11 protein-coding genes, 1 tRNA gene and 1 other RNA gene are annotated in these 10,608 nt (G+C 44.9%); 8 read left to right on the top strand and 5 right to left on the bottom strand.

The features are described from left to right. Positions 1-105 precede the first annotated feature (105 nt). From ssrS to MICAI_RS19450, 3 genes are all read left to right on the top strand, one after another. Positions 106-293: non-coding RNA, 6S RNA (gene ssrS, locus MICAI_RS24520), on the top strand. Between the two features lie 197 nt (positions 294-490). Further along, on the top strand, positions 491-1,867 hold the full coding sequence (locus tag MICAI_RS19455) for an NAD(P)/FAD-dependent oxidoreductase (protein ID WP_008206198.1): 1,377 nt from the start codon (positions 491-493) through the stop codon (positions 1,865-1,867). Positions 1,868-1,919: 52 nt separating this feature from the next. Continuing rightward, positions 1,920-2,174: a hypothetical protein gene (locus tag MICAI_RS19450; protein WP_008206196.1), complete on the top strand. Its 255-nt coding sequence runs from the start codon at positions 1,920-1,922 to the stop codon at positions 2,172-2,174. A 386-nt stretch (positions 2,175-2,560) separates the two neighbouring features. On the opposite strand, the gene MICAI_RS19445 is transcribed toward MICAI_RS19450, so the two are convergent. Further along, positions 2,561-3,202 carry a hypothetical protein gene (locus MICAI_RS19445; protein WP_002766539.1) on the bottom strand — a complete coding sequence of 214 codons (642 nt, stop codon included), beginning with the start codon at positions 3,200-3,202 and terminating at the stop codon, positions 2,561-2,563. A gap of 287 nt (positions 3,203-3,489) precedes the next feature. On the opposite strand from MICAI_RS19445, the gene MICAI_RS19440 reads away from it, so the two are divergent. From MICAI_RS19440 to MICAI_RS26590, 5 genes are all read left to right on the top strand, one after another. After that, positions 3,490-4,536: a glucokinase gene (locus tag MICAI_RS19440; protein ID WP_008206193.1), complete on the top strand. Its 1,047-nt coding sequence runs from the start codon at positions 3,490-3,492 to the stop codon at positions 4,534-4,536. Further along, positions 4,533-5,600: an acyl-CoA dehydrogenase family protein gene (locus MICAI_RS19435; protein WP_008206191.1), complete on the top strand. Its 1,068-nt coding sequence runs from the start codon at positions 4,533-4,535 to the stop codon at positions 5,598-5,600. The genes MICAI_RS19440 and MICAI_RS19435 overlap by 4 nt, the downstream gene beginning before the upstream one ends. A gap of 10 nt (positions 5,601-5,610) precedes the next feature. Beyond that, positions 5,611-5,682 (top strand) — tRNA-Gly (locus MICAI_RS19430). Positions 5,683-5,803: 121 nt separating this feature from the next. Further along, positions 5,804-7,300, top strand: coding sequence for a tetratricopeptide repeat protein (locus tag MICAI_RS19425; RefSeq protein ID WP_008206188.1), 1,497 nt, complete (start codon positions 5,804-5,806; stop codon positions 7,298-7,300). An 853-nt stretch (positions 7,301-8,153) separates the two neighbouring features. Continuing rightward, complete coding sequence (locus MICAI_RS26590; RefSeq protein ID WP_172456611.1) at positions 8,154-8,354, top strand: hypothetical protein; 201 nt, start codon at positions 8,154-8,156, stop codon at positions 8,352-8,354. Here MICAI_RS26590 and nrtS read toward each other — a convergent pair. Genes nrtS through MICAI_RS19405 form a run of 4 tightly spaced genes read right to left on the bottom strand, consistent with a single transcriptional unit; the run spans position 8,295 to position 10,582 of the window. After that, on the bottom strand, positions 8,295-8,444 hold the full coding sequence (gene nrtS, locus MICAI_RS26070) for a nitrate/nitrite transporter NrtS (RefSeq protein ID WP_157221771.1): 150 nt from the start codon (positions 8,442-8,444) through the stop codon (positions 8,295-8,297). The genes MICAI_RS26590 and nrtS overlap by 60 nt on opposite strands. A gap of 3 nt (positions 8,445-8,447) precedes the next feature. Continuing rightward, positions 8,448-9,011 carry a GUN4 domain-containing protein gene (locus MICAI_RS19415; protein WP_008206180.1) on the bottom strand — a complete coding sequence of 188 codons (564 nt, stop codon included), beginning with the start codon at positions 9,009-9,011 and terminating at the stop codon, positions 8,448-8,450. A gap of 52 nt (positions 9,012-9,063) precedes the next feature. Continuing rightward, a complete protein-coding gene (locus tag MICAI_RS19410) occupies positions 9,064-10,194 on the bottom strand; it encodes a CO2 hydration protein (RefSeq protein ID WP_008206178.1) in 1,131 nt (376 codons plus the stop codon). A gap of 31 nt (positions 10,195-10,225) precedes the next feature. Next, positions 10,226-10,582 (bottom strand): DUF1823 family protein, encoded by a 357-nt coding sequence (locus tag MICAI_RS19405; protein WP_008206176.1) that lies wholly within the window; start codon positions 10,580-10,582, stop codon positions 10,226-10,228. Positions 10,583-10,608: the final 26 nt, after the last annotated feature.

The following is a 10,608-nucleotide window of genomic DNA, read 5'->3' as shown; positions in this document are numbered from 1 at the left end:
CCCCATCCCCCCACCTCCCCACCTCCCCACTTCCCCACCTCCCCACTTCATAATTCATAATTCTCCTCTTGCCTCTGAGAAAAAAAAATGCTATGATCAAACTAAATCGGGCTTCTACGTTGGTGACTGCCTTTCAAGTTTTTTGATCTATGCTTGATTGTGATAAGGGAGCAAGTAACCAATCCGTGTGGTAGTAAACCGAGCTTGTACTCGGAAACAGAAACGCGGAATATAAGTTCCCACCTGGTTAACCCAGGTCATAAACTTAGGTAAAACGGCGTAGCGGTCTTTGCAAGTTTTTCGAACATATCCGGCAAAACCCAGGCATAGGCCTTGTACCTACTGGGTTTTGCCCTCTTGGTTGGTCAAAAAAGCCAGTATCTATATTTTTTTCTAGATTAAAGACTACTGTTTTCGGTAACGCTTGTCACCGCTAAATTGTGACAATCCGGACTACACTAGGGAGAAATTTATGAATTATTGTTAAGCAATGACTGAAAAACAGCCAAGAGTTGTTGTCATAGGCGGCGGGTTTGCGGGTTTATACACGGCCAAAGCCCTAAAAAACGCCCCCGTTCATGTTACCCTCATCGATAAGCGAAATTTCCATCTTTTTCAGCCCCTCCTCTATCAAGTTGCTACTGGGGCGCTGTCTCCGGCCGATATCTCCTCACCTTTGCGCTTAATCCTACGGGGTCATGACAATACAGATATTCTCCTCGATCATGCCATAGATATAGATCCGGTCAAGGGAGAAGTGATCTTGGAAGATCACCCGCCAATCGCCTACGATCAATTAGTTATTGCCACGGGAGTCAGTCATCACTATTTTGGCAATGATCAATGGCAGCCCTACGCTCCTGGGTTAAAAACCATTGAAGACGCAGTAGAAATGCGTCGTCGCATCTATCTCGCTTTCGAGAAGGCCGAGAAAGAAATCGATGCCGAAAAGCGGCAAGCTTTATTAACTTTTGTAATTGTCGGTGGCGGACCGACGGGGGTAGAATTAGCAGGAGCGATCGCTGAAATTGCCCACGGTGCGCTTAGGTCTGATTTCCACCAGATTAACCCCACAGAAGCGAAAATTTTGCTTTTAGAAGGGATGGATCGGGTATTACCTCCATATTCGCCCGATTTATCCGCTAAAGCTGCCGCTTCTCTCATAAAATTAGGGGTGACAGTGCAAACTAACAGCATCGTTACCAATATTGTCGAAGGTTGTGTCACGGTCCGTCAGGGAGAAAAGACGACAGAAATCGCTGCCGAGACAATTTTATGGGCAGCAGGGGTCAAAGCATCGAGAATGGGGCGAATTTTGGCCGAAAGAACCGGGGTAAATCTCGATCGCGTCGGCCGGGTAATCGTCGAACCCGATTTAAGTATCGCTGGTTATGCCAATATTTTTGTGATCGGGGATTTGGCTAATTTTGCCCATCAGGGAGATAAACCTTTACCCGGAATTGCCCCCGTGGCCATGCAGGAGGGGGAATATCTGGCCAATTTATTAATTTCTCGCCTAAAAGGGCAAACTATTCAACCTTTTCATTATATCGATCGAGGTAGTCTGGCAGTTATCGGCCAAAATGCGGCCGTGGTTGATTTGGGATTTGTCAAGTTTTCCGGGTTCATCGCTTGGTTAGTCTGGGTTTGGGCCCATATTTACTATTTGATCGAATTTGATAATAAATTAGTGGTGATGGTGCAATGGGGTTGGAATTATTTTACCCGCGGTCGTGGCGCTCGTTTGATTACGGGAGAGGGGCAGAATTTAGCCTCGGGACAATTGCCGCAAAATCACAGCCAAAATAATAATCTGGCCGTTTCTAACCCGAAGGAAACTCTCTCTCCACCAATTGTGAAAGTGTGAAAAAATAGCCGTGATTATCCAGTTATCAGTTAGCAGGTAAGAACAATCGATCATGAAAATAGAACGTCCTAATAGTCTAGAAATTACCCCAGAGGAAAGCCAAGAATTAGAATATTTACGGGTGAAAATTGAACGAGCGATTGAAGATGGTGTGATCACAAGAATAGAATTTGAATCGATTAAAATGATCATGTTTTCTAACAAGAAAAACAATCCCGACCAAATCCTTCGGCAAGTGACACTCTATCGCAAGTTAGTCGTTGAAAAACTGAATAATAGCGAACTAATTTTTGAATCTCCCCAATAGGTGGAAATTCCTTTTTTAGCTATTTAGTACTAATGCTCAAACTTTCTTTCCCTTCTTCCCACTCCCAACTATCCTATACCTTTTAAACGGGATTTAGTAAGTAGCTAGACACAATTAATTAGGGTTTGCGGCAAAAAGTACGGGCGAAGCATTCGGATAGAAAATCTCCGGTTTCACCGATAGGTTATTGCCCGAATGCTTCGCCCCTACAGGACTCAGGCTGATGAAGACGCAAGGTTTTTAACGACGATTCTCTCAAAATCTTGCACCTGTTTCGCGAGAAAAGCCATAAAACTCTTACGTTGCCTACATTTCACATTTATTCAGCAAGCCCTAATTATACATATCTAAACACCTCTTGCCTTTTACCTTTTGCCTTTGTTAGCTTATTCTTTTTTGTCGCTACCCGGAAAAGCTCGACCTTGAATATTTTCTAAAGCTGAAACTGCCGCCCTGGAACCGGCGATAATATCTCGTTCTTCTCCCCCTAAATATAAGCGGCCAAAACTGCCCACGGAAGTAACGTGTAGGATATTAATTAAAGCAGCTTTTTCGGCCTGATTAGCAGCGAGGGAAGCGTAGGCGGCCGGTTGCACTTCTAAAACGTATAAAGTCTGTCCTGCCATTAACATCATACCCCGAGAACTACGGTTAATTAATTGGGCTTGGTAAGCGTCAATGTTGCGAATAATTTGACTAGAGACAATTTGCGGTTTCAGACAATCGCGCTGACTAACGCCTAAATACTGCAAAATTGCCTGACCGGCCGCCCTGACCTCTCCCTGACTGCTAGAATGGAGTTCTAAGAGTCCATAGAGTCTTTCTACGAATAGAACCCCCGGACGAACCACGGCGGATTTGAGGGCAATATCGGTGATGCGATTAATCTCGATGCCGGGGGAAATTTCAATCCAGAGGGAAGCATCCCCGGGTAAGGGTAAAAATCCTTGGGCGACTGTACCGATGTAAGCGGCGTGTTGAAGCTGTAAATTGTCAAGATAAACGTAACTGCGAAGTTCTACACCCAAGCTAATTTCTCCCTCTCTGGTCTATCTTAAAAGTTATGGGGACAGCTATAGGTTCTGCCGCCCAATCGATCGCCTTGAGGCTACAGTTAGACCTAAAATGTCTTTAAGTGCCGTTTCTGTCCTCTAGCAAATCCCCATTCCAACCCCGGAGCGACGATTAATCAATCCTTAATTAGGGCTTAGGCATTACCATCTTTCACTATAGTATAGAATTGACGGCCTTTAAATTTGCCTGGGGGAAGGGGTAAAAAACTATAATTATGGGGAAAAACTGAGGGACAACCAGCATGACGATTCTTTTAGGGGGAGATATCGGGGGAACTAAAACAATCCTGCGTTTAGTGGATTGCCAAAACTCACCGGATAGTCCCCAACCCCTGCTAACTACTCTCGATCAAGAAATTTATCCTAGTGAACAATACCCCGATCTGGTGCCGATCGTCCAGCAGTTTTTGGCCCGACAAACCACTATTCCCCCAGTGGCAAAAGCTTGTTTCGGTATTGCAGGTCCGGTGGTTAACAATAGTTCCGAATTGACTAATTTAAGTTGGTCCCTAACTGGCGATCGCCTAAGCCGCGAGCTGCAGATTGAGCGAGTAAAATTAATTAATGATTTTGCGGCGATCGGTTATGGGGTGTTAGGATTAGCCCCAGAGGAGCTGCACAATCTACAGTCGGCCCCGGCAGTACCAGAAGCCCCGATTGCGGTTATTGGTGCGGGAACGGGGTTAGGAGAGGGTTTTTTGATTCCTGTGTCGAAGGGTAAATATCGGGTGTTTGGTAGTGAGGGTTCCCACGCCGATTTTGCCCCTCGATCGAGTTTAGAATATCAACTATTAAATTATCTCTTGGAACTCTATAATATCGAGCGCATTTCGGTGGAACGAGTGGTTTCTGGCCCTGGAATCACTTCTATCTATCGATTTCTCCACGATAGTAACTCTAGTCAGTCGTCACCGTCCATGGCGGAAATTTACCGTACTTGGTTAGCAGAAATGGGTAAACCGCAAAAAACCGTCGATTTAGCGGCTAAAATTGCCAGTTTTGCCCAAGATGACTCGGATTATCTCTGTGATCAAACCATGAAAATCTTTGTCGAGGCCTACGGTGCGGAAGCGGGCAATTTAGCCCTCAAGTTGCTTCCCTACGGAGGATTATACATCGCGGGAGGGATTGCGGCCAAAAATCTTCCCCTAATGACCGAGGGTAGCTTTATGAAGGCTTTTCGGGCTAAAGGTCGGATGAGGGAGCTATTAAGCAATATTCCCGTTCATATCGTCCTTAATGCCGAAGTGGGACTGATGGGGGCAGTTTCCTGCGCTAGTCAGCTATGAGCGATGGTTTACTGGAGATGGCTAGGGATTATTTTCAGAATAGGATCGCCCCGCAAGCGGCCCAGATTGATCGCGACCCGATCGCCCTACAATTAGCTTTACAGGGTATGGGCGATCACTGTTTGTTAGCTTTGCGTGTTCCCAAAGAATGGGGGGGTGCGGGATGGGAGGAAGGCACCTATCGACAATTCCAAATCCTCGGCGCTCGTTATTCTGGCGCTTTAACTTTTCTGCAAACCCAACACCAAAGCGCCGCTAATCAATTAGCCACCAGCAGTAACCAAGACCTGAAAAAGTTTTATCTCCCCAAAATGGCCTGGGGCGAAAAGCTAGTGGGGGTGGGGTTTTCGCAACTACGTCGTCCGGGGGAACCAATGATGAAAGCGTTTCCCATGACCGGCGGCTATCAACTCCGCGGACAGGTCCCCTGGGTGACGGGATGGGGCTTTTTTGAAGATTTTATCATCGGGGCGACCCTCCCGGACGGGCGATCTCTGTACGGTCTTCTACCGCTGCAGGCTCTCCCTGGTCTGCAATGCAGTCCCCCGATGAAATTATTATCGATGAGTGGGACTAATACGGTGAGCCTTACCATACAAGACTACTTTTTGTCAAGGGATTTTATTGTTAGTTTACAACCAGCGGCGGCGATCGAGGCCAGCGATCAAAAAAATGTTCTCCATCACGGTTTTCATGCCCTTGGCTGTGCTTGGGCGGGCTTAGATGTCATTTTGGGTGTTTATCGACAAAAGGGGCTAGAAAGCCTAAAAAATGCCCATCAACAGCTAGAAAAGGCCCTACTGTCCTGTCAAGAAAAAATGTTAAATTCCCACCAGGCCAGTTTTGCCGACCAACTGCACTGGCGCGGTCGGGCGATTAATTTGGCTCTACAATGCGCTCAAGGGGCAGTGATTGCCTCCGGTGGGGCGGCAAATATTTTTGATCATCCGGCGGGGCGAGTCTATCGGGAAGCTTTGCAGTTTAGCGTTTCTGGACAAACCGGCGCGGTGATGGAAAACAGCCTAGGGCAGTTGCTCTGGCTGGGGGGTCAATGCTATGATTAGGGAGAATTTTGCGGGTATAGTTCAGTGGTAGAACGTCACCTTCCCAAGGTGAATGTCGCGCGTTCGAGTCGCGTTACCCGCTTCTGAGGACAATTGATGTAATATATCAATTAGCTGGTAAGATGGGCATGAACAAGTTAACCCCTTTGGCTGTTAACCGTCCCGTCAAGCCGTCCTAGGGTAAAGATAATCCTATCGCTACCATGAAACTAATTATCGGGGGACGTTACCAAGTTATTAAACCCCTAAGTCAAGGGGCTTTCGGTCAAACTTTTCTAGCCCAAGATAACTATCGCCAGGGCTGTCCTCAATGTGTGGTCAAACAGTTAATCCCGCAAGTGGTTAACGAAGTTACTATAGCATTATTTGAGAGTGAGGCCAGAGCTTTAGAAAAACTCGGCCATCATCCTCAAATACCGCAATTTTTCGCCAGTTTTCAGGAAAATAATTCCTTTTATATTGTTCAAGAATTTATCGATGGTCACGATCTTAGTCAAGAAATCTCTAAGGGTAAGCGTTTAGAAGAGAGTCAGGTAATTCAGTTATTAAAAGATATCTTGGAAGTTCTCGCTTTTGTCCATCAAAATAACATTATTCACCGAGATATCAAACCCCATAATATTATCCGTCGCCAAGAGGGGAAGCTAGTTTTAATCGACTTTGGTGGAGTCAAACAAGTGGGGACTCAATGGCTAAAAGCCAAACAGACCAGTGTTTCGATTGGGATTGGCACCCCCGGTTATATGCCTAGTGAACAGGCGCAAAATAAACCGCGATTGTCTAGCGATGTCTATGCCGTGGGAATCATCGCTATTCAAGCCTTAACCGGTCTCAAACCGACGCAATTTCCCGAAGATGCCGAAACCGGAGAAATCGCTTGGCGCAATCAGGCCGATGTTAGCGATGATCTAGCGGTTATTATCGATAAAATGACCCGTTATGACTGGCGCCAACGCTTTCCCTCGGCAGTAGAAGTTTTAGATGCCATAAAAGAGTTGCTGCAATTGCGTCAACAACAAGCTTTAGTGCAGCAAATTTCAGCAGAGGATTTGTTTTATCGCGGTAACGCCCATCTCGATTTGAGGCAGTATCGCGAAGCAGTTCAACTGTATCAGCAGTCCCTGCGGAAAAAGCCCAATTTTGTCAATGCTTGGTACAATCGCGGTCTGGCCCTGCAACGATTGGGGCGTTTTCCTGAAGCTTTAGGGTCTTTTAATCAGGTAATTCAATTAGAGACTAATAATGCTCGGGCTTGGTTTTATCGCGGCATCGCTTTGGCCAATTTACGACAAATCAGCGATGCGATCGCATCTTGGGATAAGGCAATTCAACTGCAGCCAGATTATCTGGAAGCATGGCATTACAAGGGCATGATTTTATGTCGGATGCAACATTACACGGAAGGTCTAGCGGCTTATAATCAAGCCCTGGCGATTAAATCCGATGCTAATGTCTGGTTTAGTAAAGGCGAAGCTTTACGGGAATTAGAACGACTCAGTGAAGCGGTCGCCGCTTATAATAAGGCTTTACAGTTACAATCGCAAGACGCTGAGGCATGGTATCAACGGGGTTGTTGTCTCTACAAGTTAAAATGTTTCTCGGAAGCGGTGGTTTCCTTTAACCAAACCCTACGACTACAGCCTAGCCATCAATTCGCTCTCCAACAACGGAATTTAGCCCTTAATCACCTGAAATTGTAGGCAGCAAGTCAGCATTTTTGCCGATTAATCCCCTTCCCCTCGCCCTTGGTTTGGGAAGTAGGCAGTGGGGCCGAAGATTTTGATCCTCATTCAGTGGCTCTTTCCTGCCGACATTCCGCACATCTTCATATACCTTTATACCCACATTCCCCAAGATGTTTTGACGAAAAAGCTTCATTGTAGAAACTACTATTGAGAACATTTTCAATAATTGATTTTTTCTGAGAAAACAAATTATACCAATTCTCCAAAGTCTGACTACAGAAGTTTAATCCCCCTAAATCCCCCTTTTTAAGGGGGACTTAAATTCGATGTGTAGTTTTCATTTAGAGAAATGGTAAGTACCTAAGCAAAATTAATTATACATATCTAACCGCCTCTTGCCTCTTGCCTCTTGCCTCTTGCCGGCTCTCCCAGGTTTGGTGGGTAAAATGTATTCTAAGATACATTCCTCAAGAGCGAGGGAGTGGAAGGAACCACTCCGGACACAGAGGACACAAAGATCGATCGATCCTATATAAGTTAAACTGATCACACAGAACCTAGAAGAGCCTCTTGCCTTTTGCCTATCTTCACTAGGAAATTAATTTTGCACGACTACTTATTACAATTCTTCCCCTTGATGAAAATCGATCATTGTAGCTACAATCTTTACTGGCAAAGGGTTGTAAGCAATGTATTACTAAAAATTATCAATTGAATGTTAAGAAGTGCCGAAGGTGGATTCCTGGCGGGACTTTCATTTTTCCTAAGGATTCAGGTCAGGGGATTGACAAAAACCGAAAAAAGTCTAGATTGAGAGCTACTAGACAGAGACAGCCTGAAAAACCTGACCCCAGAACAACTGGTGAAGATGGTACTGAAATCACAGGAGTTAGTAGTCAAACAAGGCGAAACCATCGAGAAGCTGAAGGGTTATCTAGGGTTTGCGGCAAAAAGTTTGTTGGTGGGGGCAGGGTGTGGGGTTTTACCGATTTTCATCTGGTCAATCAGCCTAGCGATCGCTTGTTATCCGCCCGCACATCATAGCATAACTGTGGTTAATTGTCAATAAAATTGTCCCCACTACTACAGACACTTTTATCCCGGTGGGGGCAAATTGGGGGGATAATAAAGCCCGAAAATAGCCGATAATCCCTTTCATTGCCTATAAATCGCACTCTATCAGGCGAGTAAAACAAAAAGTCACCATTTTTAACCCGTAGGGAGACTTCCACCAGAGAGCGGGAAAACAGCCTTCCGGAGCTGCGAGACTAAAATCCCAGTGATCATAATCATCGATACGCCACTGATCTTTGTTGCGCCATCCCACCAATTCTCCAAATTTTTTAATCGTTTCCGCATCTTGGGTTCGCAGGGTGTTAATATCACCCCCAGCGGCAAAATATAACTTCACCTGAGCGCTAAAACCGAAATGATCGCCGCTATAATTTTTCCAAAGGCGATCGAGTACGCGAATCACATTAACGGGAAACCGCATCATATCCTCTGGGGTTAAAGTATCGCGGGTTCTGCCGGCAGCTTCGAGGATAACTCGGAGGGTTTCTGCGTCTGCCTCCCTAAAGTTCCCCTCAGCCAGGAATTGCTGTAATTTACCATAGCGCTCGATGTCCGGTACTAACATCTGCCGCGCTTCGATGAGGGCAACCCGTTCGCTCAAAGATTGCAATTGAGCTAAAATATCCTGAAGTTGGGGGTTAATATCTGACATAAATCTAAGGGGTTTGTTGACTACAAAAATTACCGATTTATCGGCAAAATAATCATTGATTTACCGCTTCTAATCGCGACTTAACAAAGCGATTCATCCATGCTTCTAGATAGATGCGATTGGCTTTTTTTTCTTTTAAATCTGTGGTAGTTAAAGGGTAAGGTGCTAATCCTTGAATGGCTGCCGTTGTCACACAAAACATCGACTTCTGAAAAGTTTCGCAGATCTGGACTAATAAATCCTCCTCCTGACGAAAACTCTTTTTATAAATGTCGTGCAGATAATCTGGTAAAAAGTGACGCATATCCTGCATTAATAGCGTGGGAGGAATTCCTGCACCCCCTATGGGTAAAGGATCCGCATACAAAGCACCATAGGCAAACATTCCTTGATCGTAGGGAATTTGATAGGCTTGGGCATTATAGGAAATTGTACCGGGGAAAGGTGTTCCGCGAAAGAAAACCGCCTCAACGTAGGGGATTGCCGTATCCGCAAGAAAGGTTAATCCTGCCGATTTGGGGATCAAATCATAGGTTTGTCCTTTGATTTTTACCTGATAGACAATTGGGTTACTAGCATTATCGACTAAATTTTTCTTAATGTGTGCCACCACTTCGGGAATATTAGTAATTTTTCCGGCATCGTAGAGATCGGATAAACTTAAAAAGGTATCGGCCATAATTCGCCAAAATTGACCTAAACCACTATAGTAGGCCATCATTCGCATTTGTTCTGGCAAAAATTCAGGAAAGGCTTTATTTAAAATTAACACTAGGGGATTATTCCTAAATTTAGCTTGAATAACCTTGGCTGTCACTTCCCGAAAAGCACCACTATCTGCATAACTATCTAAACCACCCCCACCATGCCAAAACATGGCTTTCATACAGTATTCAGCATACTCAAAATTAATGCGATCGTGCCACCAGTGTTGTAGTAATTTCTGCCAAGATACTTGACCATTAAAATATTTAAAGAAAGGGAAAAAAACCAAAAACTGATTTTCCGCAATATAAATTAAATTTTTGGAATAAGCATCTAACACCACTCCGTAACTTTTCAGGATACCCACTACCTCGATCAAATTCTGGGGAGTATCTTTTAACAATGCTTCCCCAGCCGTGAGACGATCAATATAGGATGCTAGGGGATGAGAGGAGGACTTGACAGGGATAGTGACCATGCTAGAAGCTTGATAAAATAACTTTCCTCATCTATTTTAACGCATAAAAGCACAACCAATTGGCGGCGGTGGCACGGCGAGTCATGCGGGGATTGAATTCGCCAATTTTATAACCGGTAAACCCCAATTTATCTTTTAATAATTGTTTATTTTCTGGCAAGATCGATCGAGTTAATTTTACTGTTGGGGGACGATTGGCAATAAAATCCGGGGGTTCGGGATATTCACGGCGCCAACCTTCCTCTACTTGACTATTATCCCATTTTCCTTGACTTTCATCGTAGCGATAACCTAAACTTTGCCAGACCAATCTATTAACGGTTGCGTCGTCAATTTCATCGTTAATAATCGCCAAAATTGTTTCTATATTTAATTCTGGTAGTTCCATAGATCAAGTCAATAGCAGATGGGAAG

Source organism: Microcystis sp. T1-4, from assembly GCF_000297435.1.
Lineage (GTDB): Bacteria > Cyanobacteriota > Cyanobacteriia > Cyanobacteriales > Microcystaceae > Microcystis.
This window is presented reverse-complemented; position numbering and strand designations above follow the sequence as displayed.

What these genes read in the sequence shown, in the direction of transcription:
- MICAI_RS19455 (WP_008206198.1), top strand. Translation starts at nt 491, where the DNA reads ATGACTGAAAAACAGCCAAGAGTTGTTGTCATAGGCGGCGGGTTTGCG.
- MICAI_RS19450 (WP_008206196.1), top strand. Translation starts at nt 1,920, where the DNA reads ATGAAAATAGAACGTCCTAATAGTCTAGAAATTACCCCAGAGGAAAGC.
- MICAI_RS19440 (WP_008206193.1), top strand. Translation starts at nt 3,490, where the DNA reads ATGACGATTCTTTTAGGGGGAGATATCGGGGGAACTAAAACAATCCTG.
- MICAI_RS19435 (WP_008206191.1), top strand. Translation starts at nt 4,533, where the DNA reads ATGAGCGATGGTTTACTGGAGATGGCTAGGGATTATTTTCAGAATAGG.
- MICAI_RS19425 (WP_008206188.1), top strand. Translation starts at nt 5,804, where the DNA reads ATGAAACTAATTATCGGGGGACGTTACCAAGTTATTAAACCCCTAAGT.
- MICAI_RS26590 (WP_172456611.1), top strand. Translation starts at nt 8,154, where the DNA reads ATGGTACTGAAATCACAGGAGTTAGTAGTCAAACAAGGCGAAACCATC.
- nrtS (WP_157221771.1), bottom strand. Translation starts at nt 8,444, where the DNA reads ATGAAAGGGATTATCGGCTATTTTCGGGCTTTATTATCCCCCCAATTT.
- MICAI_RS19415 (WP_008206180.1), bottom strand. Translation starts at nt 9,011, where the DNA reads ATGTCAGATATTAACCCCCAACTTCAGGATATTTTAGCTCAATTGCAA.
- MICAI_RS19410 (WP_008206178.1), bottom strand. Translation starts at nt 10,194, where the DNA reads ATGGTCACTATCCCTGTCAAGTCCTCCTCTCATCCCCTAGCATCCTAT.
- MICAI_RS19405 (WP_008206176.1), bottom strand. Translation starts at nt 10,582, where the DNA reads ATGGAACTACCAGAATTAAATATAGAAACAATTTTGGCGATTATTAAC.